The sequence below is a fragment of the Veillonella sp. ZSJB6 genome, assembly GCF_051549505.1.
Lineage (GTDB): Bacteria > Bacillota > Negativicutes > Veillonellales > Veillonellaceae > Veillonella.
On sequence record NZ_JBPUGE010000009.1, the window covers coordinates 67,266 to 87,546 of the forward strand.

Consider the following 20,281-nt stretch of genomic DNA (forward strand, 5'->3'; position numbering starts at 1 on the left):
GATACAAGTATAATTCAAGAATAGTACTTGTGATATAAATCCGCTGTCAGTCTAATATATTCTCTATGAGAGGTGTTTATGAATATAGTTATATGTCTCATCATTATTGCTGTAACCGGCATATTATTGATGAAGCGCTATCAACCACAGCCTATTTTGATTGGCTTGGGAATTCTCATGATGTTCATCGCTTATGAGGGGAACTGGATTGATGCCATATTAGCTAGGGACCAATCTACCGGAGTTCTCATATTTGATGCTATGGATATTGTAAGAATAACGACATCAAATAACATAGTTAATTTGGGGCTTATGATTATGACCTGTGCAGGGTATGCAAAATATATGGAATATATTGGAGCAGGAACGAGACTCGCCCATACACTTATCCGACCTTTATATCGTCTAAACCGTCCGTATATTGTGTTAGCTCTTATGTTTCTACTTAATATGGGCCTATCCATTTGTGTACCTAATCCGTTGAGCCTTGCGCTTCTTATGATGGTCACCATGTATCCCGTGTTACTTCGATTAGGTGTAAGCCCTGTAGGGGCGGCAGCAGTTATAGCTACAGGGCATCTTATGGATGTAGGACCTGGGGCTGTATCTACCTTATTGATTGCAAAGGTGTTAAATATGCCTGTACCAAACTACTTTGTGGGGTACCAATTACGAATTTATTTCTTGGTTGCTATCGTGACTGCCATAGCACACTTTTGGTGGCAGAGATATCGAGATCGAATTGATGGCCCTATGGATATAAATGATCTTGAAAGTATTCCTGAAGCTCCTATTGGACCCAAGCTATATATGATATTCCCATTATTACCATTGTGTTTTATCTTAGGCTTTAGTCAATATGGTTTTCCTGGTGTGAAGATGAATGTCACCCTTGCCATGATGCTTGCCTTTGGCATTGCTCTATTAGCTGAATTAATTCGTCATCAAAATCTGAGAACAGTACTTAAGAGTACGACGATTTTCTTTGAAGGTATGGGGAACCAGTTCTCCTATGCAGTAACCCTTATTATAGGGGGACAAATCTTTGCACAAGGTTTAGTTAGCCTCGGCATTATTGATTCATTAGTTGGTGCGCTACAAACATTATCTCTTAACTCTATTGGGCTTACCTCTGTTCTTGGAGGCGGTATGTTAGGATTAAGTATGGTAACAGGTAGCAATGTAGCTCCATTATTTACGTTAGTTCCACTAGTACCTAATATTGTATCTAATCTTAGCCTTGATCCGATTACCACTATGCTAGTCATGCAAAATGGCGCTAGCCTTGGTTTATTTCTCAGCCCAATCAGCCCAGTAATGGTCGGTGTAGCAGGCGTGGCGCATATTAAATCCGTAGATCTACTTAAACGTACCGCCGTGCCGGTTCTTGTGGCGTTACTTACGAGTTGCGTAGGAATATGGATACTTTTTTAATTTTAATTTAAATTTACAAAACCCTCTTTACATGTTTCGTAAAGAGGGTTATTATATTCCAATAATAAATCATATGTAATTAAAATGGTTTCCTGCTAAGGTACAAGTTTTAGTGCGTTGCGGATAAAAAGGGCCTTTCTTCGCCGGACGGTTCTAGAAGCCAGAAAGGATGTAATGAGCGATCAAGTTTCTATTTCAACAGCAAATATTCGTGGTGCCTTTGGAGGGTTCTTTATCCCAGGTATGTATACAGCCTTATGGGCTGGTTTTGTACCATATTTAAAGGCAAAGCTTAGCATTGGTGAAGATGTACTGGGTTCCATGATTTTAGTGCTCGGTGTAGGTTCTTGTTTGTCCATGGCCATAGCTGGTAAGCTAGTAGAGAACTTTGGATGCAAGAAAGTCGTTTTATTAGCTAGCTTTATTGGCATGTTATCTCTTGCTATTGTTACCATGTGCTCTACAATTGCTACGACCACAGCTGCTTTGTTCTTCTTTGGTATAGGTGTAGGTCTTAGTGGTGCGTCTGCCAATTTACAAGCTATCTTGACAGAAAAGGTGAGTAAGAAACACTTAATGGGTGCCTATCACGGTGGATGGAGTTTAGGCGGTTTTGCCGGCGCTGGTGTTTTGCTAGTGCTCTTAAAAATATTATCCTTACCTGTTAATGAAAGTATTTGGGGACTTCTCATCGTATTATTTATTGCCATGGTTGTGATTAGCCAATTTATGTTGACCTTTGGTAGTGATCCAAATGCAAAGGTTGTTAAAAAATCCAAAAGCCCATTATCTTTCCATCCCATTGCTATTATCTTTGGTCTCTTGTCCTTTGTATCCTACTTAGTTGAAGGTGCCGTAGGGGACTGGAGTGCATTATACTTATTCGAAGATAAAGGTATCGTTATTGAAGAGGCCGTTATGGGTGTTATGCTCTTTAATGGTACTATGTGTATAGGTCGTTTGCTGGGGAATACAATTGGTAAACACTTAACATCTAAGCAAGTTGTCGTTGGTGGTTATTTGTTAGGCGCCATTGCAATGGGTCTTATCGTATTCTTACCAGGTTATGGCTCTATGTATACGTATTTATTACTTGGTATTTCCTTAGCTATGGTAGTACCAAACTTGTTCTCTGCCATGGGGGAACAAAATGTAATTCCTATGACACAAGCTGTGGCAACATCTACCATGCTTGGCTATATGGGGATTTTGATGGGACCAGCATTGATTGGTTTCATTGCTCATGGCACAAGTCTTACAGTAGCATTTATCGTATTGACTATATTACTTGTAGTAAGTGCAGGTACTGGTAAATACGCTTATATGTTAATGGACAAATCAAAAGAAGCTGAAGCTTAAATAATAGCCCCAAAGACGGTATGTCTTTGGGGCTAATTTTATGAAATATGACAATATTATTACGAATATGTTGTAAATCACATTGATTACATACAAAAAAGCCACAGGATAGGACCTGTGGCTTTTACATGTAATATTGTATTAACGGTCACCGTTGAAGATGGAGTTTTTAACAAGTACATAGTCTACTTTGCGAATTGCTTGTAGAGTAGTACCACCAGCGTAAGAAATAGCAGATTGCAAATCTTGTTCCATTTCAACTAATGTATCAAAGATAGAACCTTTGGAATCGATGAAGATTTTTTTACCTTCTACGTTTTTGCGTTCACCTTTTTGGAACTCAGAAGCAGAACCAAAGTATTCTTTTACTGCTTTGCCGTCAACGATTTTTTCTTCCCCTGGAGATTCTTCATGACCAGCGAATAGGGAACCAATCATAACCATAGTTGCACCAAAGCGAATAGATTTAGCAATGTCGCCATGATCGCGAATACCGCCATCAGCGATGATAGGTTTAGTAGCTGCTTTTGCGCACCAGCGAACAGCAGCCAATTGCCAACCACCAGTACCGAAGCCAGTTTTTAATTTAGTGATACAAACTTTACCAGGACCGATACCAACTTTAGTTGCATCTGCACCAGCATTTTCAAGTTCACGAACTGCTTCTGGTGTACCTACGTTACCAGCGATAACGAAAGTTCCAGGCAAGTTCTTTTTGATGTATTGAATCATATCGATTACTGCGTTGGAGTGACCATGTGCAATATCGATCGTAATGTATTCAGGTGTTAAGTTTGCTTTTTTGAATTCATCAACTAAAGCAAATTCTTCTGGTTTTACACCAATGGAAATAGAAGAATATAAATTAAGGTCGTGCATGCGTTTTACAAAGTCCATACGACGTTCTGGTTGAAAACGATGCATGATATAGAAATAACCTTCACGAGCTAATTTTTCTGCCAATTCTTCGTCGATAATAGTTTGCATATTTGCAGGAACTACTGGCAAGCGGAATGTGCGATTACCTAATTTTACATGTGTATCACATTCGCTACGGCTAGTTACGATACATTTATTAGGAATTAATTGCACGTCTTCATAATCAAAGATGTTCGTTGTATTAATCATATTTTCTATATCTCCTTCGAGTATTACAAATTGAACCTGTACCATTATACAAGAGACGCGTAAAATTTTCAATACGTTCCGAATATTTTGTTTGGACTCAGAAACGAACTGTAGTACAATACAAGTAGATTATGCAAGTTATATACATTAATATATATGGTAAAAGGAGGTTGATTGACATGGATCAGTCCAAAACTCGCATGCTTGCAGAAGCAGGTGTGGCGATTGCAATTGCTCAAGTATTATCCTTTATTACGATTTTTCATATGCCTCAAGGAGGCTCTATTAAGGCTGCAGCTTTGGTGCCGCTCATGATTTATGCCTATCGTTGGGGTGGTGCACGGGGAATTTTTGCTGGCGTCGTATATGGTATTTTACATTTTATTTTAGGCTTTAAATCATCTGTACACTATTTAAGTATTATATTGGATTATCTAGTTGCTTATGGTGCCATAGGTGTATGTGGGTACTTCAAAGATTCTATTTCTGGACTCATTACAGGTTCTATTGTTGGTATTGCATTGCGCTGGATCGCCACTGTTGTGAGCGGTGCCGTTGTGTTCGCTAGCTATGCACCTCAAGGTCAAAATCCATGGATTTACTCCATGATTTATAATGCCTCTTATATGGTGCCAGATGGGATTTTAAATATTGTTGTTTTACTATTCATCTACCAAGGTGTTAAACGAGGTTTAGGACGTCGTGGATAAATTAGGTTTAATTATTTTGGCTGGTGGTTTGAGTTCTCGAATGGGGCAACCTAAGGCATTATTGCCTTGGGTTAATGGTGAAAGCCTCATATCTCATGCACTTCGTAAGGGATTAGAAGCGGATGTGGATGATATCATCATCTCCATTGGTGATGATGATCAGTTAGGACATGCCATTCAGACTCATATTATTGATACGTTATCGAACGATGAGAAGAATAAAGTTTCTATTGTTCGGGATTCTATTGAGCGATGTGGTCCTCTAGGGGGACTTTATAGTGCTCTAGCTGTTGGAATGAGTCCTGCCTATGCGGTGATGGCTGTAGATATGCCATTTATGCCTATGGATTTATATTATGATTGGTTATATCAAGTTAATCATAACAATTGGAATGTCATAGTTCCTACTGGTTCTAGAGGTAAGCCAGAACCTATGGCAGGAATTTATAGACCTCATATTGTATCATTACTTCCATCTATTCTAGCCGGTAAAGACGTATCGTTGCAGCATGCCCTTGATACGATTGGTCATGTTGAATCTATTGATGCTAGTGATTATGATTGGGAGCTAAGTAATGTAAATCATTATGATGATTATCAATGGGCTCGTGCTTTAGCAGAAAATGAGTTTCGCCGAGTTCCACTTATCAGTGTGGTAGCTTCAAAACGTAAGACTGGTAAGACTACGGTAGTAACTCGTCTTGTATCTGAATTACAACAAGCAGGATTTTCTGTTGGCGTTGTAAAGAGTGACAAACATGGCTTTCAAATGGATCATGAAGGAACTGATACAGACCTTTCCTATAAAGCTGGAGCTGATGCAGTAGCTATTGCAGGACCTAATGAAACAGCGATTCGAATTCGCACGAAGGAACAGTCAAATCTGTATGAAATATCACAGTTTATGCCTGTCGATATAGTTATACTAGAAACAAGGTCCCAAGGAATTGCCCCTATTATAGAGGTTACCCAAGAGGGACATACGGAAGAGCTTATCTCGGATGCAACGGACCGAGTAGCTACAATTGAAATTAGCAAGTTAGACCAAGACATACCTCAATTGGTATGTCACATACAGGAAATGATGAGGAGTTTACATGGCCGTCGTTACTGTTGAGGAGGCCCTTCGATTATGGGATGAGGCCTTACAAACACAAGTTCATAAAGTAGAAACCATTGATGTTAAGACTGCTAAAGGATATGTGTTAGCAGATGATATTATTGCCCCTACAGATGTACCAGCCTTCCCTAAATCTGCTATGGATGGGTATGCCATTACTTTCAAAGATGATTGTAATGAGTATATTGTTGACGGTATTATAGGTGCTGGTGTTGTATGGGAACATCCTGTTGAATCTGGACATGCAGTACGTATTATGACTGGTGCGCCCGTACCAGATACATGTGATACCGTTATTATGCAAGAACAGGTGGTTGGTTCCGGAGAACCAGGCACAACAATTACTATTCAAGGTAACTATAAATGTGGTGATCATATCATCCCGCAAGGCGAGGAATGTAGTGCTGGAACTACTGTGATTCCACGTGGTACAGAGGTAACCTCTACAGTACAAACTATTTTGACTGGTCTAGGGTTTACTGAAATAAATGTAAATGCAATGCCTCGAGTATTAGTCCTTACGTCAGGACATGAGGTAATCGAACCTGGTGAAAGTTTAACACCTGGCAAGATTTACAACTCTAATCGAGCTATGATATGCGGCTTGTTGGAGGATTTAGGCTTTCATAAGATTACACACTATCACGTCAGTGATGCTCCAGAGGAACTAGAGTCTGAAATTAATCATGTGTTACAGCTCAGTGAAGATGCTGATATTATCATTAGCTCTGGCGGCGTATCCGTAGGGCTATTTGATACAATGCCTCTTATTTATGAAAAGTTAGGCGCTAAATCTATTTATGCGCGCATTCAAATGCGTCCTGGTGCAGCATCTTATGGTGCTGTAACCCCTAAAGGTCAAATTATTTTTGGCCTTTCTGGTAACCCAGGGGCTGCATTCAATGGTTGGCATCTAATCGTAGCACCAACATTGAAACGCTATAAAGGTTTGGCAAACTGGACTACACCGGTAGTAGCTTGTGTAATGGATTCAGAAATCTTTAAGCGTAATGCCTTTGATCGGTACGTACAAGGTAAAGTCATCTTCGGTGGTGGTGTTCCACGCTTTGTAGCTAACCGCCACTTCAATAGTAGCAGTATGTTAGGTCTATATACTGTTAACGCATTGGCATGTATTCCTCGTGGTATACATGAGGTGCGCCCTGGTGATACCTTTAATGTGTATTTGTTAGGCCTATTACCAGCCATTTAAAATATATAAGATTAACAGCTTTAGATAATCAACATCTTAATAATTAAGCATATTTAATATCTGTCATATTTACCGATATTGATACATAACAAGACGAGGTCTCTGTAGAGGCCTCGTCTGTTTGTTTATATAAAATACATTCAATTCTGTTGCTGCAGTTACTGAAATTTAATCTCAGTCAAATTATAATAAAGTCAACGAAAGGATAATCCTTTTAGTTACATCAATTGAGGTTTGACAAAATTTATTTTAATCTACTTTTTAATTATCTTTGCCATTATATAGTTATATAAGGAGTGATTTTTATGAGTAAGACCTTCACAAAAAATATCCCTGTTAACGAAATTTTACATCTAGGAGATCGTTTAGAGTATAAAGAAGGGCAAGTGATTAGTATTACGATTGCCCAAAATGAACGCCTCAGTATTACCTTATTTGCGTTGCCAAAGGGAGAAGAAATCTCTACACATGTAACTGTAGGTGACGCGATTGTGCAAATCCTCGATGGGGAGGCGCACATCGTCGTTGGCGATGTTGAACATAATGTGAAAGCTGGAGAAACATTGATTATGCCATCTGAAGTGCCACATAGCCTTGATGCTCGCGAAAACTTCAAGATGCTGTTGACCGTAGTTAAATAAATATATCATAATGAATGCATCCCTTGGATTTCTAGGGGATGCATTTTTTGCTTTGAGAGAGGGCGAATGTATGAACATCGTTGAACAATATAATTTAACTTTACAGATAGAGGTTGTAAAAGAACAAAGTGCAGAGACATTAGCTCGTCTATGCAAGTTAGTTGATGAAAGTGGGACTAATCATTGTATAGAGTTTTTAAAAGCCTTTTCTCATATTGTTAATACAGAACTATATTTGGTTACATCTATTGATGAATTAGAATCTTTAAAAAAACGTATGACAGAGATTGAAATCCAAATTAAGGATTCAATGATTCAAGCTTCTCATATTGTTAGTGATATTAAAGAAATTAGTGATTTACAAGGTATTGAGTCCTATAGCTCTGAAGATTTCGACAAGGCTTTAGAACTCACTATTGATTTGTTAACGTTAAATAAAAATATATCTAATATGCCTCACGCTGTTATTTTAGGTGGCCAAAGTGGGGCAGGGAAAACAACTATTCATCGTGTCAAAATGATGGAGTCAAAAGGCGACTATATTGTTATAGATGGCGACACTTATCGTGCGCAGCACCCACATTTTAGAGCGCTTCAAGAAAAATATGGTGTTGATAGTGTAGAGTACACAAAAATGTTTGCTGGTAAGATGGTAGAGGCTGTGATTGATAAATTAAGCGCCTTGAAATACAATTTAATTATTGAAGGGACATTGCGCTCGGCAACTGTGCCAATTAAAACAGCTACATTATTAAAATCTAAAGGATATACAGTCGACTTTTGTTTGATTGCTACTAAACCGGAATTATCTTATTTGACAACACAATTACGATATTTAGAAATGCTAGTAGTGGATCCTTTACAAGCCAGAGCTACACCTAAAGAGCATCACGATGGAATTGTGAAATCTTTGGTATCTAATATTAATGAATTAGAACAAAGTGGATTATTTGAGAGTATTCAAGTATATAAACGGAATTTAATACAAGTGTATAATTCCAAACAATGTACCGAACCAGTTGGCACCATTGTAGAGAACGTGTTATTTGGTACTTGGACACAGGATGAAACTGATTTGTTAAATGCAGGTAAAGCACAAGAACTGGAGTTAAGAGCGAAATTACCTTAGGGAGCAAAAGTGTAATGGACTATTTTGACTATTCATATAAACATAACTACATAGAGTTTAGTAGTAACATATATAGGGTTAGTACATATCATTATAACTGGCATGCAGAAACTGAGATTTTTATATTGTTAAAAGGTAGCGTTGAGATGAGTTGCAATGGTGAGGTTTTTACGCTGAAACCTCTTGATGTTGTAATTATTTCTCCTCAAGTAGGGCATGCAACATTAGCCCTTGAAGAGGATACTATAGCCTTTGTTACTCATGTAGGTAACGAATTTTACCAACAGTATGATTCGGATTTTGGGACGTATCAATTTATTTTACGTTCAGATGATAGTACGCGTCATAATGAAATCTTTACAACCTTACGCCATCATGCTGCTATGACGATGTTATTGATGATTAAAGGTGAAAGCCCAGTACATCGAATGTGGATAGAACACCATTACTTAGCTTTGGCCGGTGATGTATTTAGAGAATTTGATCCTATAAAAAAGGTTCACGAAAATGCTAGACCTGGCGATATAAAACCGGCATCTTTTGATAATATGATCGCCTATATTGATGAGCATTATGATCAGAAAATAGAGCTAGAAGATATTGCGAAAATAGGGGGCTATAATGTTGCCTATACATCGCAGTTTTTTAAACGACAAATGGGGATTTCATTTGTTGAGTATGTATTGCGGTTGAGAATTCGTGATGCTACTGTTCGATTAGCTAGTACGGATGAGGCTGTCGCAAGAATTGCAAGCGATTGTGGCTTTGCCGATGTGAAAGCCTTTAATGTGGCTTTTAAAAAGCATTTTAATATGACTCCCACAGAATATCGTAAGCAAGTAAAAGGGATTGGCCGTAAAACTGTTTTGCAAGATTGGAAAGAAATTATTTCTGTAGACAACCAAGATGTACTTGATGTATTGCATTCATTCTTGTCCTATGAAGATGATTCACGAGCCAAGAGCGAATTGGAATTTATGAGCCAAAAATTGGAAGCTTTGAAAGAAAAGTTAGCCGATGTAGTAAAGGATTTATAAAGATGTTTTATTATATCTCTATGGTAACTAGATTATTATAGTAACTAATTCTTATAGTAGCTAATCTTAGGATAAACGTTTTGTGGCAAATTATTTTTGCTGAATTTATGACATATATAGAAAGAATAGAATTGGGTAAATTTCTATATTAAGAAAACCTATAAAGTTATAAATAAAGCACTACTGGTGATAAGTAGTGCTTTTTTACATGTGTTTTCTGGGTGAATTTATATATCAATACACTCTAAAAATACAATATATCGAGAGAAATCTATATTTTTCTGTGGATTTTACTATAAAAACTACCTTTTAATTTGGATAGTTATATTCTCCAAACTGAGTAGAATATACTTTATCAGGAGTAAAAAATTAGTAAGTTATAATTTTGGAGGATATATGAATCAAGTAAAATTTATGGAAAACGTAGGTAAAGTTGCAACTGTTACTGCTGTAGCTATGTATGTATCTTACTTCCCACAAATCATGCATAACCTAGCTCATCCAGGTACTGGCGATTGGATCCAACCACTTGTAGCTGCAATCAACTGTACATTATGGGTAGCGTATGGTTTATTCAAAGAACATAGAGATATTCCAGTAGCATTAGCTAATGCACCAGGAATCTTTTTTGGCTTAGCAGCAGCTATTACAGCGGTTATGTAATTTAAAGAATAGAAACATAAAACTATAACGTTAATGATATATAAAACTATAACTTTAATGACATATAAAATTACTGTTGACCGTTGTTAATTATATATATCATAATGAATGCATCTCTTAGATTTATAAGAGGTGCATTTTTTATGTAAATAATTGAGAGGTATTTGTTTGATTTTATGAGGGGGGTTACGTTGTTATGGATTACTTTCACTATACATACAAACACAATCATATAGATTTCAATAGTGATATATATAAGGTTAGTACATATCATTACAACTGGCATAGTGGCGTAGAGGTGTTGATCTTGTTAAAGGGCAGAATTGACATGAGTTGTAATAGTGAGGTTTTCACGATGGAACCTCTTGATACAATTATCATTTCCCCTCAAGTTGGTCATGCTACGTTGGCATTAGAAGAGGATACAACGGCTCTTGTTATTCATGTAGGCAAGGAGTTTTTCCAATACTTTGATCCGAACTTTGGTATGTACCAATTTGTATTGCGATCAGATAAAACTAATCGGTATAATGAATTCTTTACATCACTACGTCATCGTGCTGCACAAATGATGTTGTTAATGGTAAATAGTGAAAGTACTGATCGTCAATTATGCTTGGAGAATCATTATTTAGCCATGATGAGTGATATATATCGGGAAATTGATGCGGTTAAGACTATCCCTGTACATACAAAGCCTGCTGATATGACTGTAGCTACCTTTGATAAAATGATTGCCTATATTGATGAAAATTATAAGCAGAAGATAGAGTTAGAAGATATTGCCAAAATTGGCGGTTATAATGTGAACTATACATCTCAGTTCTTTAAACGCCAATTAGGAGTTTCCTTTTTAGAGTATTTGTTGCGGTTGAGATTACGAGAGGCTACCGTTCGTTTAGCTAACTCTGAGGATGGGGTGGCTCATATTGCGAGTAGCTGTGGCTTCGCAGATATTAAAGCCTTTAATGTGGCCTTCAAGAAGCACTTCCATACAACACCATCTGAATATAGAAAACAAGCAAAAGAGATGGGGCGTAAAACAAAGTTACATGATTGGAAGGAAATTATCTCTACTCAGGAAAAGGATATTATAGATATATTGCAAACCTATTTACCATATCAAGATGCCTCTATCAATAAGGATAGATTGGAAGAGGCTAATCAAAAGTTACAGGATGTTAGAGAAGAACTTGAGCTGGTTGTAAAAAAATTACAATCATAATTTTCATTGTTATAATTCCTTGTAATTGCTTATAATTTTATGATTTTTAAAATTAAAATTAGGGGGATATACAATCATTAGGTATAGGTGATTTTGTATATTTGATAAGCATATAAAAATAAATGATGAAAGAGCACTACCTTTTGATAAGTAGTGCTCTTTTTGATATTTCTGAATAGGTGTAATTGTATATTTTACATAGGTAAAAATATAATTATATAGGTGATTTTGTATGAATTTAGCGTGCTTTCACAAGCAAAAATCAACTTATAAATTGGATAGTTATATCCTGTAAAAAGAGTACAATGAAATCATCGAAAGGAGCTAAGGTTCCGAAACATAAATAATCACGTCTTAAATAATGAAGTCTTTTTGGAGGTTTGCGATGAGTACGAAGGAACAACAAGTACAAGAAATGACTAATAAGATAGCTAATTTCATTTCTTATATGGCAAAGGTATTGCCTGATGATGTACAAGAAAAAATTCATGAATTGGCGCAGGATGAAAAAAATCCCATGGCCAAATCTATTTATGAGACAATGCAACATAATATGGATTTAGCAGCTCAGCTTAATCGTCCTTCTTGTCAAGATACTGGTGTATTACAATTCTGGGTAAAGGTTGGATCTAATTATCCATTACTAGGAGAATTAGAAGATATCCTAAGAGAAGCAACCTATAAGGCTACACAAGAAGCTCCATTGCGATTGAACTGTGTAGAAACTTTTGATGAGTTTAATACTGGTAAAAATATTGGCCTCACTGCACCTTATATTCACTGGGATATCATTCCTGATCGCGATGATGTAGAAATCTTCCCTTACATGGCTGGCGGCGGGTGCTCCTTGCCAGGGTCCGGTAAAACATTGATGCCAGGTGAAGGTTATGAAGGTGTTGCTAAATTTGTTCTTGATTTGATGACAAGCTATGGTTTGAATGCGTGTCCTCCACTATTGGTAGGTGTAGGGATTGCTACAACTATTGATACAGCTGCTGGATTATCTAAAAAGGCATTAATGCGCCCTGTATCTTCAAAAGCACCTAATGAAAAAGCGGCTTATATGGAACAATTGTTAGAAGATGGCATTAATAAGATTGGTATTGGACCTCAAGGTATGGGTGGGGATAAAACTGTATTAGGTGTTAACATTGAACATGGTACACGTCATCCATCTGTTATTTCTTGTGCTGTTAGTGTAGGTTGTTGGAATCATCGTCGCGGCGATCTCGTATTTGATAAGGATGGTAATTGCACAGTTAAATCTCATAAAGGAGTGACATTATAATGGCTAAGAAAATATTAACTACACCAATTCAAAAATCTGATTTAGAAGGCATTAAGCCAGGCGATGTAATTTATTTGACTGGGCATATTACAACTAGTCGTGATATGGGGCATCGTCGTGTGGTAGAAGAAGGTAAAACTTTACCGGTTGATGTTAAAGATGGGGCTATACTTCATGCAGGTCCAATTATTCGAACTATAAGCGATAATGAATTTGAAGTAGTATCTGTAGGTCCTACTACATCTATGCGAATGGAAAAATTCGAATATGACTTTGTTAAAAAGACTGGTGTACGTCTCATTGTAGGTAAAGGTGGCATGGGTCCTGAAACAGCCCGTGCATGTAAAGACTTTGGCGCACTACACTGTGTATTCCCTGCAGGCAATGCAGTTCTTGCTGCTACAGAAGTAGAAAAAGTAGAATCTGCTAATTGGCGTGAATTAGGTATGTGTGAGACGTTGTGGACTTTTAAGGTTAAAGAATTCGGTCCGCTTATCGTATCTATTGATGCAGATGGCAATAACTATTTTGAAAATAAAAAAGTAGAATACAATGCGAAAAAAGAAGAGGTGTTAGAAGAGCTCTATAAACACGTAGGCTTCATTAAATAATTGCATTGTGAAATGTAACTAAATAGGAGGATTATACGGATTTTGTACAATCCTCCTTTTTTGTACCCTTTTTTAGGTATATTATACGTATTAGGAGGTATATATGGATACGAGTGTAATGATAACTCTTGGCTCCTTGGCATATGCTACACCAATTGGTATGCCTGCCAATACTATGGTATACAACATAGCTGGTTATAGCTTCATGGATTATGTGAAAGCTGGTTTACCACTTATCGTTGTATCAAGTATCGTAGCACTTATTTTACTTCCAATCTTATTCCCATTCTAATAAGATAAGTATTCGGTATATATTGAAAGCCCTGATGTACATTTACGTCAGGGCCTTTTTTGATTACCTGTATATTGTATTTATTTTGCTATATATTAGATGGATTACTAAAATTGTTAGACATAAGTATTAGACATTAGAGGAACTTTCACATATAATAGAGTAATGTAAGTGTACAAATATACATTCACAGTAGACATATCTCATAAAACGTATATGTCTATCTAATAGTTGTTATATAGGTTTATGTGGCCATAGCGCCGAGGAGGCTTTATGTTAAGCGATATTGAGATTGCCCAACAGAATAAAATGGAAAAAATTCAGGTTATTGCCGATAAATGTGGTTTAACACCTGATGATATTGAACAATATGGTCATTATAAAGCGAAGATTTCTTTTGATGCCATTCGTCGCTTAGAAGCTAAGCCAGATGGTAAATTGGTGCTTGTTACGGCTATTACACCGACACCAGCAGGGGAAGGTAAGTCTACAACGAGCATTGGTCTCGTACAAGGTCTACAAAAAATCGGTAAAAATGCCATTGCAACCTTGCGTGAACCATCCTTGGGCCCTGTATTTGGTATCAAAGGTGGTGCTGCAGGGGGCGGTTATGCTCAAGTAGTACCAATGGATGATATCAACCTTCACTTCACAGGTGATATGCATGCTATTACAGCAGCCAATAACTTGTTGTCCGCTATGATCGATAATCATATCCATCAAGGTAATGAATTGCAAATCGATTTACGTCAATTATCTTGGACACGTGTTCTAGATATGAATGACCGAGCGCTTCGTAATGTAACAGTTGCTCTTGGAGGCAAAGTATGTGGTTTCCCTCGCGAAGATCATTTCATGATTACTGTTGCTTCTGAAATTATGGCTATTCTTTGCTTAGCTAAAGATTTAGAAGATTTGAAAGAACGTTTTGGTCGCATTGTAATCGGTTGTAATTTAGCAGGTGAGCCTGTGTATGTACATCAACTTGGTTGCCAAGGTGCCATGGCTCTTCTTATGAAAGATGCTATTAAACCAAATCTCGTACAAACATTAGAGCATACGCCAGCCATCGTTCACGGTGGTCCATTTGCAAACATTGCTCATGGTTGTAACTCCATCGTAGCTACAAAATTAGGCCTTAAATTAGGTGATATTGTAGTTACAGAAGCTGGCTTCGGTGCTGATTTAGGTGCTGAAAAGTTCCTCGACATTAAATGTCGCTACGGTGATATTTTCCCAGATACAATCGTTATCGTAGCTACATTACGAGCTCTTAAAATGCATGGTGGTGTACCAAAACAAGAGCTTAATACAGAAAATGTTGAGGCTGTTACAAAAGGCTTTAGCAACTTGCAAAAAGCCATTGAAAACATGCGTTACTTTAACGTACCTGTACTAGTAGCCATAAATAAATTTGCTACCGATACAGATGCGGAAATCGCTGAGTTAACTCGCTTGTGTAATGAATTCGGCGTGCCTGTTGAGCTTAATGAATGTTGGGAAAAGGGCGGCGAAGGCGGCATCGATATGGCTAAAAAGGTCGTTGAATTGCTAGAAGGTCCAAAACCAACACCTAAATTCGTATATGATGTAGAAGATAGCTTAGAAGAAAAGGTAAATAAGATCGTTACTACGATTTATGGTGGTGATGGTGTTATCTTTACGGATAAAGCTAAAAAGCAAATTAAACAATTAACGGATTGGGGTCTCGATCGTTTGCCTGTATGTATGGCGAAAACACAATACTCCTTGTCTGATAATCCGGCGTTGCTCGGTGCACCAAAGGGCTTTACTATCACTGTATCCGATATTCGCGTTGCCAATGGGGCCGGCTTTATCGTATGCCGTACAGGAGATGTAATGGTTATGCCAGGTCTTCCTAAACGCCCAGCAGCTCTCAATATGGATATAGAAGCAGATGGTACGATTAAAGGCTTATTCTAATAGTAAATACTTATAGTTAGCCTTTCTAAAACGGATTAACCTTTACGCCTAATTTTAATTAGAGTTATAGCGTTTATTGTTTTAACCGTTACAGTTTTATAGTAATTATAAGGAGATAACAAGGTTCCTCTTGTTATCTCCTTTACATGAGGTATAGATATGAAATTAGTAGAACAAAAAGTGAGTGACTTTGTAGCCGCTACTGCATCTAAAGAACCAACACCTGGAGGTGGTGCCATTGCGGCTTTAACAGCTGCAACGGGTGCTGCATTAGCTGAAATGGTGGCAAACTTAACCTTTGGGAAAAAAGGATACGAAGAGGTTCAATCTGAAATGAAAGACCTTCAAAGTAAAGCAGAAGCTATTCGTAATCGCATGCTTGAATTATCCCAAGCTGATGCGGATGTATTTAACATCTTTATGAACGCATTAGGTTTGCCAAAGAATACTGATGAAGAAAAGGCTACGCGCAGTGTAGCCATTCAGCAAGCTTATAAAGATGCGGCTATGGTGCCCTTTGAAATCGGTGAATTAGCGTATCAAATCTTTGATTTGGCGGATTTGGCATCTCGCAAGGGCAATCAAAACCTCATAACAGATGGTATTATTGCTGCTATTAATGCCCGTGCTGCCGTAAAGGCGGCATTCTTAAATGTGCGTATCAATTTATCTGGTATTAAAGACGAAGCCTTTGTAACTGATATAACTACAAAAATGAATGCTATTGAAAAAGATCTCGATGAGAAAGAGGCGGCCATTATAGGTTTATATGTATAACTAGCTCAAAATAGCAATTTAAAATAATAGCTTGAAATAACTTGATAGATATCTGGATATATTAATTAATAAAACCTGAACGATTTCGAATAATTTATAATTTTAAGAGTATAATGTTCGGAAAAATAAAAAAGAGAACTTATTATTGCTTTTGAAAATAATAGGTTCTCTTTTTTCTATTGTTAAAATCCGAACGATAGTGTAAAATAAATGGGTGTTATTTCGAGGTTTGATGTAGGAGACATTATGACAGATCAAAAACAAATGAATACGGTCGATAGTATGTTGCCAATACCACAGCTCTTTGCCTTTGGTTTACAGCATGTATTGGCCATGTATGCAGGCGCCGTTGCCGTACCTATTATCGTGGCACAGGCCATGCACTTGCCTGTGGAAGATTTGATTCGCTTAATTACAGCGGACTTATTTACTTGCGGTGTTGCCACATTAATCCAGACATTAGGTTTTGGTAACATTGGTGGACGTATTCCAATGATCCAAGGCGTTACCTTTGCATCTGTAGGTCCTATGGCGATGATTGGGGCTCAGCATGGTATGACTGCTATTTATGGTGCTATTATCATAGCCGGGTTATTTACATTTTTGATAGCCCCATTCTTTAGTCGCCTTATTCGACTCTTCCCTCCTGTAGTTACAGGTACAATTATTACCATTATCGGTATTAACTTGATGCCAGTTGCCATTAACTGGATGGGTGGCGGTGTAGGTAATCCGAATTTTGGTAGTTTTACCAATATTGGGCTAGGGTTCCTTACATTCTTAATCGTTGTATTCGTTTACAAATTTGCAAAAGGTTTCTTCAGTAATCTTTCTGTATTAATTGGTTTAATTGCAGGTACAGCTATAGCTTTTGCAATGGGTGTTACCAACTTTGACGAAGTTGGTCGTTCCAGCTGGATTGCAGTTATTGAACCTTTCTATTTCGGTTTACCAACCTTTGATTGGGCTTCTGTGCTTTCCATGATTATCGTAATGCTTGTTGTTATGGTTGAAACAACTGGTGATAGTATTGCTATTGGTGAAATCGTAGATAAGCCAATTGGTCGTAAAGAATTGGCATCAATCATTCGTGCTGATGGGGTATCTACTGTTATCGGTGGTATTCTTAATAGCTTCCCATATACAGCATTTGCTCAAAACGTGGGCCTTATTGCTGTAACTGGTGTTAAGAGCCGCTTTGTAGTTGCTGCATCTGGTGTGATTTTGATTTTGTTGGGATTATTCCCTAAATTAGCGGCTATCGTAGCTAGTATTCCAAATGCTGTATTAGGTGGCGCTGGTATTGCTATGTTTGGTATGATTGTTGCTAGTGGTATTCGTTCCTTGGGTAAGGTTAGCTTTGAAGGCAATCATAATTTAATGCTCGTAGCAATCAGTATTGGTGTAGCTATGATCCCTATTGCAGCGCCAAACTTTTATGCTAATTTCCCTGCTTGGGCACAAATTATTTTAAAATCTGGTATTACCTTTGGTAGTATTATGGCGATTTTGCTTAACTTACTACTTAATGGTGTTAATCATGGTGACGAAATTAAAGAAATGGGTCGCCGATAAGACGTATTATATGAGAACTCTGTTCCTTGGAGCAGAGTTCTTTTTTAGTGATTAAATTCATAGGAAATTTGAATGAATACTATGCTATAATAGATAGATAATTGTAGAATAATTTTGTGGTGCTTTCAGTAAGATGAGAATTATAAAATTAGTTGCAATTACATGTTGAAATAAAGTTATGTATATATGGTATGTTCCCATAAGAAGGGAAGGGTTACATGGCAGACGGAAAAATTATTGCTATCTCTATTAGTGAGAAAAAAGGGCAAAAGAAACATAATATTGAATCCGCTAATCTTATTGTAGATCACGGTATGGAAGGTGATGCGCACGCAGGTAACTGGCATCGTCAAATCAGCTTGCTTGGCATTGCAAGTATAGACCATATGCGCGCTCAAGGGGCGGATGTTAAACCTGGTGATTTTGCAGAAAATATCACTGTTGAAGGTATGGTACTTTACGAATTAGCCGTAGGTACACAATTACAAATTGGTAGTGATGTAATTCTTGAAATTACTCAAATTGGTAAGGAATGTCATCATGGTTGTGAAATCATGAAACAAGTAGGATCTTGTATTATGCCTACACAAGGTATATTTGGTAAAGTCCTTAAAAATGGTACGATTCACGTAGGTGATGAAGTATCTATTATTAAATAACTTTGTATTATAAACGAGGTGTGTTATGAAAGACGCATGGGGCCGTACAATTGAATATGTACGTCTGTCATTGACAGATGCGTGTAATTTTTGTTGTCCCTATTGCCGACCTGCTGAAATTACACCTCAAAGTCAAACACAATTATTATCAGTTGATGAATGGATGACTATTTTAGGTGCTTTCCATCGTATCGGCGTGAAAGCAGTGCGCTTAACTGGTGGCGAGCCATTGTTGTATCCTCATATTGAAGAGCTGTTAACCCGTATTAAGGATACTGGTTGGTTTGAAGATATTTCCATGACTACAAATGGCAGCTTACTTGCATCTCGAGCACAACGATTGAAAAAACTTGGATTGAACCGAGTGAATATTAGTCTAGATTCTCTTGAAAGCGACGCCTTTGCTACTTGTGTAGGCAAAGAAGGTCAGCTAGATTCTGTGCTAGATGGTATTCGCAGCGCTATTAGTGCAAACTTTAAATCCGTGAAGATTAATACTGTATTATCTCGTCATTGGTCTGATGAAGAAGTCAAATCTTTGTTACAATATGTAGAAAAATGGCCTGTTGTATGGCGATTTATAGAATACATGCCATTCCAAGGTGATGCATTCCATGGACCGACCTTTGATGAGTGGCGAGCTCAATTGGAACGTGTAAGTGGGGGGCCTCTTACAGAGGTTCACTCTGTGTATGGTTTTGGTCCTGCCACGTATTTAGCGTTGCCAAGTGGAAAGGCTGTAGGCTTCATCTTTTCTATGTCTCATAGCTACTGTGATACATGTAATCGTGTACGTCTTACATCAGATGGGCAAATGCGTTTATGCTTGTTGCGTGATGATGAGGCTGATCTCGTATCTCTTGTGCGCAATGGTGCAACCGAGGAAGAGTTAGCTTTGCATATTGAACGTGCGTTGCAACGAAAGCAAGAACGTCATGATGGCGTAGGAATGGAACAACCAGAACGTCCTATGTGGCGCATTGGAGGATAATATGGGATTTTTTGATTTTCTAAAACCAAGATCAAAGGAATATATTGAAGAATGTTGGCCTGGTGGCAAGATGCTTCAAGTCCATATCGAATACGATACAAAATCTGCTGTCATTATCTACAAGGGACGTTATGGATTGCAATTTAATGTGCCAAAGGCAGATGTGACAGACATTATCGTCAAAGAGGTAAGCCGTACGCATAGTGTTCTTCAGCTGTATAGTGGTGCTGACTGCGTAGGAACTAGTGATATACTCCCTACAGAGGCTTGTAATACGATGAAGGATTGGCTAAGGCAATATTGATGTATATGTTTTATAGGAATGTAATAAATATTCTTTACATTCCTATAAAATAGGCATATAATTAGTCGTGTCATGGACCACTAGCTCAGCTGGCAGAGCACCTGACTCTTAATCAGGGTGTCCAGGGTTCGAACCCCTGGTGGTCCACCAAAATAACCCGCACAGTAGTGCTGGTTTTTCT

The 20,281-nt window shown here is 37.7% G+C and carries 20 protein-coding genes and 1 tRNA gene; 20 read left to right on the forward strand and 1 reads right to left on the reverse strand.

The window, feature by feature from the left end; all coding sequences use genetic code 11:
* The first annotated feature begins 78 nt into the window (after positions 1-78).
* Both dcuC and ACSV5T_RS09125 read left to right on the forward strand, forming a co-directional pair.
* Complete coding sequence (dcuC, locus tag ACSV5T_RS09120; RefSeq protein ID WP_438320874.1) at positions 79-1,434, forward strand: C4-dicarboxylate transporter DcuC; 1,356 nt, start codon at positions 79-81, stop codon at positions 1,432-1,434.
* A gap of 174 nt (positions 1,435-1,608) precedes the next feature.
* Positions 1,609-2,793 (forward strand): MFS transporter, encoded by a 1,185-nt coding sequence (locus tag ACSV5T_RS09125; RefSeq protein WP_438320876.1) that lies wholly within the window; start codon positions 1,609-1,611, stop codon positions 2,791-2,793.
* A 141-nt stretch (positions 2,794-2,934) separates the two neighbouring features.
* On the opposite strand, the gene ACSV5T_RS09130 is transcribed toward ACSV5T_RS09125, so the two are convergent.
* Positions 2,935-3,921, reverse strand: coding sequence for a GMP reductase (locus ACSV5T_RS09130; protein ID WP_039969037.1), 987 nt, complete (start codon positions 3,919-3,921; stop codon positions 2,935-2,937).
* Between the two features lie 179 nt (positions 3,922-4,100).
* On the opposite strand from ACSV5T_RS09130, the gene thiT reads away from it, so the two are divergent.
* The 18 genes from thiT to ACSV5T_RS09220 all read left to right on the forward strand — a co-directional run bounded on the left by thiT (position 4,101) and on the right by ACSV5T_RS09220 (position 20,250).
* Entirely contained in the window at positions 4,101-4,631 is a 531-nt protein-coding gene (gene thiT / locus ACSV5T_RS09135) for an energy-coupled thiamine transporter ThiT (protein WP_024066595.1), read from the forward strand.
* On the forward strand, positions 4,624-5,748 hold the full coding sequence (mobB, locus tag ACSV5T_RS09140; RefSeq protein WP_438320879.1) for a molybdopterin-guanine dinucleotide biosynthesis protein B: 1,125 nt from the start codon (positions 4,624-4,626) through the stop codon (positions 5,746-5,748). The genes thiT and mobB overlap by 8 nt, the downstream gene beginning before the upstream one ends.
* The gene (locus ACSV5T_RS09145; RefSeq protein WP_438320881.1) at positions 5,729-6,964 is read left to right on the forward strand and encodes a molybdopterin molybdotransferase MoeA; all 1,236 of its coding nucleotides are present in this window, start codon (positions 5,729-5,731) and stop codon (positions 6,962-6,964) included. The genes mobB and ACSV5T_RS09145 overlap by 20 nt, the downstream gene beginning before the upstream one ends.
* 305 nt (positions 6,965-7,269) lie before the next feature.
* Complete coding sequence (locus ACSV5T_RS09150) at positions 7,270-7,605, forward strand: cupin domain-containing protein (protein WP_105086291.1); 336 nt, start codon at positions 7,270-7,272, stop codon at positions 7,603-7,605.
* A 70-nt stretch (positions 7,606-7,675) separates the two neighbouring features.
* Positions 7,676-8,734 carry a zeta toxin family protein gene (locus tag ACSV5T_RS09155; RefSeq protein ID WP_174683256.1) on the forward strand — a complete coding sequence of 353 codons (1,059 nt, stop codon included), beginning with the start codon at positions 7,676-7,678 and terminating at the stop codon, positions 8,732-8,734.
* Between the two features lie 14 nt (positions 8,735-8,748).
* Positions 8,749-9,771 (forward strand): AraC family transcriptional regulator, encoded by a 1,023-nt coding sequence (locus ACSV5T_RS09160; RefSeq protein WP_438320882.1) that lies wholly within the window; start codon positions 8,749-8,751, stop codon positions 9,769-9,771.
* A 396-nt stretch (positions 9,772-10,167) separates the two neighbouring features.
* Positions 10,168-10,434, forward strand: a complete 267-nt coding sequence (locus ACSV5T_RS09165) for a SemiSWEET family transporter (protein ID WP_004698672.1) — start codon at positions 10,168-10,170, stop codon at positions 10,432-10,434.
* Between the two features lie 196 nt (positions 10,435-10,630).
* Positions 10,631-11,659 (forward strand): AraC family transcriptional regulator, encoded by a 1,029-nt coding sequence (locus ACSV5T_RS09170; protein WP_195186564.1) that lies wholly within the window; start codon positions 10,631-10,633, stop codon positions 11,657-11,659.
* Between the two features lie 385 nt (positions 11,660-12,044).
* On the forward strand, positions 12,045-12,947 hold the full coding sequence (gene ttdA, locus ACSV5T_RS09175; RefSeq protein ID WP_156719049.1) for a L(+)-tartrate dehydratase subunit alpha: 903 nt from the start codon (positions 12,045-12,047) through the stop codon (positions 12,945-12,947).
* Positions 12,947-13,558, forward strand: coding sequence for a L(+)-tartrate dehydratase subunit beta (ttdB, locus tag ACSV5T_RS09180; protein ID WP_119207378.1), 612 nt, complete (start codon positions 12,947-12,949; stop codon positions 13,556-13,558). Before ttdA ends, ttdB begins: the two co-directional genes overlap by 1 nt.
* Positions 13,559-13,661: 103 nt before the next feature.
* Positions 13,662-13,850: a hypothetical protein gene (locus ACSV5T_RS09185; RefSeq protein WP_119209118.1), complete on the forward strand. Its 189-nt coding sequence runs from the start codon at positions 13,662-13,664 to the stop codon at positions 13,848-13,850.
* 273 nt (positions 13,851-14,123) lie between these two features.
* Positions 14,124-15,794: a formate--tetrahydrofolate ligase gene (locus ACSV5T_RS09190; protein ID WP_438320883.1), complete on the forward strand. Its 1,671-nt coding sequence runs from the start codon at positions 14,124-14,126 to the stop codon at positions 15,792-15,794.
* Positions 15,795-15,953: 159 nt separating this feature from the next.
* Positions 15,954-16,571 (forward strand): cyclodeaminase/cyclohydrolase family protein, encoded by a 618-nt coding sequence (locus ACSV5T_RS09195; protein ID WP_438320884.1) that lies wholly within the window; start codon positions 15,954-15,956, stop codon positions 16,569-16,571.
* 246 nt (positions 16,572-16,817) lie between these two features.
* On the forward strand, positions 16,818-18,146 hold the full coding sequence (locus ACSV5T_RS09200) for a nucleobase:cation symporter-2 family protein (RefSeq protein ID WP_438320885.1): 1,329 nt from the start codon (positions 16,818-16,820) through the stop codon (positions 18,144-18,146).
* Positions 18,147-18,364: 218 nt separating this feature from the next.
* A complete protein-coding gene (locus tag ACSV5T_RS09205) occupies positions 18,365-18,805 on the forward strand; it encodes an MOSC domain-containing protein (protein ID WP_227721202.1) in 441 nt (146 codons plus the stop codon).
* Between the two features lie 25 nt (positions 18,806-18,830).
* Entirely contained in the window at positions 18,831-19,796 is a 966-nt protein-coding gene (gene moaA / locus ACSV5T_RS09210; protein WP_298697456.1) for a GTP 3',8-cyclase MoaA, read from the forward strand.
* A gap of 1 nt (position 19,797) precedes the next feature.
* A complete protein-coding gene (locus tag ACSV5T_RS09215) occupies positions 19,798-20,100 on the forward strand; it encodes a hypothetical protein (protein ID WP_438320886.1) in 303 nt (100 codons plus the stop codon).
* Positions 20,101-20,174: 74 nt separating this feature from the next.
* Positions 20,175-20,250 (forward strand) — tRNA-Lys (locus ACSV5T_RS09220).
* The last annotated feature ends 31 nt before the right edge of the window (positions 20,251-20,281 follow it).

Coding starts and splice junctions, on each gene's coding strand:
- ACSV5T_RS09190 (WP_438320883.1), top strand. CDS start 14,124: ATGTTAAGCGATATTGAGATTGCCCAACAGAATAAAATGGAAAAAATT.
- ACSV5T_RS09200 (WP_438320885.1), top strand. CDS start 16,818: ATGACAGATCAAAAACAAATGAATACGGTCGATAGTATGTTGCCAATA.
- thiT (WP_024066595.1), top strand. CDS start 4,101: ATGGATCAGTCCAAAACTCGCATGCTTGCAGAAGCAGGTGTGGCGATT.
- ACSV5T_RS09125 (WP_438320876.1), top strand. CDS start 1,609: ATGAGCGATCAAGTTTCTATTTCAACAGCAAATATTCGTGGTGCCTTT.
- ACSV5T_RS09145 (WP_438320881.1), top strand. CDS start 5,729: ATGGCCGTCGTTACTGTTGAGGAGGCCCTTCGATTATGGGATGAGGCC.
- moaA (WP_298697456.1), top strand. CDS start 18,831: ATGAAAGACGCATGGGGCCGTACAATTGAATATGTACGTCTGTCATTG.
- ACSV5T_RS09160 (WP_438320882.1), top strand. CDS start 8,749: ATGGACTATTTTGACTATTCATATAAACATAACTACATAGAGTTTAGT.
- ACSV5T_RS09195 (WP_438320884.1), top strand. CDS start 15,954: ATGAAATTAGTAGAACAAAAAGTGAGTGACTTTGTAGCCGCTACTGCA.
- ACSV5T_RS09205 (WP_227721202.1), top strand. CDS start 18,365: ATGGCAGACGGAAAAATTATTGCTATCTCTATTAGTGAGAAAAAAGGG.
- dcuC (WP_438320874.1), top strand. CDS start 79: ATGAATATAGTTATATGTCTCATCATTATTGCTGTAACCGGCATATTA.
- ACSV5T_RS09215 (WP_438320886.1), top strand. CDS start 19,798: ATGGGATTTTTTGATTTTCTAAAACCAAGATCAAAGGAATATATTGAA.
- ACSV5T_RS09170 (WP_195186564.1), top strand. CDS start 10,631: ATGGATTACTTTCACTATACATACAAACACAATCATATAGATTTCAAT.
- ACSV5T_RS09165 (WP_004698672.1), top strand. CDS start 10,168: ATGAATCAAGTAAAATTTATGGAAAACGTAGGTAAAGTTGCAACTGTT.
- ACSV5T_RS09185 (WP_119209118.1), top strand. CDS start 13,662: ATGGATACGAGTGTAATGATAACTCTTGGCTCCTTGGCATATGCTACA.
- ACSV5T_RS09130 (WP_039969037.1), bottom strand. CDS start 3,921: ATGATTAATACAACGAACATCTTTGATTATGAAGACGTGCAATTAATT.
- ACSV5T_RS09150 (WP_105086291.1), top strand. CDS start 7,270: ATGAGTAAGACCTTCACAAAAAATATCCCTGTTAACGAAATTTTACAT.
- ACSV5T_RS09155 (WP_174683256.1), top strand. CDS start 7,676: ATGAACATCGTTGAACAATATAATTTAACTTTACAGATAGAGGTTGTA.
- ttdA (WP_156719049.1), top strand. CDS start 12,045: ATGAGTACGAAGGAACAACAAGTACAAGAAATGACTAATAAGATAGCT.
- ttdB (WP_119207378.1), top strand. CDS start 12,947: ATGGCTAAGAAAATATTAACTACACCAATTCAAAAATCTGATTTAGAA.